The 254-nt window shown below is 53.5% G+C and carries 1 protein-coding gene; it reads right to left on the bottom strand.

Annotated features, from left to right (window positions below; genetic code table 11):
* The coding region (locus tag ACZ3HH_RS30755; protein ID WP_465810460.1) for an RICIN domain-containing protein at positions 1 to 235 on the bottom strand (235 nt) is incomplete at its 3' end.
* Positions 236 to 254 lie beyond the last annotated feature (19 nt).

The raw sequence follows: 254 nt of genomic DNA, 5'->3' as shown, positions 1-254 counted from the left end.
CGGTACCGTTTTGCGTCCAGATTTGCACCTTGGTTCCTGGCGCCACCCCGGCAGCTTTCACGTCTAGTGCTTTGTTGCTGTTGACATTGATCAGGCTATACGTTCCATCCCCGTTGCTATTGATTTGCCACTGCTGCGCTTGAGTGCCATTGTCGTCCCAAATTTGCACAGGGGTGCCGTCGGCCTTCGCTGCACCTGCCACATCGAGTGCTTTGCCACTATTGAGATTGATCAAGGTATAAACCGCACCAGAC

This window comes from Pseudomonas sp. PME37.24/025, assembly GCF_055556615.1.
Note: the sequence above shows the minus strand (reverse complement) of the source record. Positions and strands in the feature narration are given on the sequence as shown.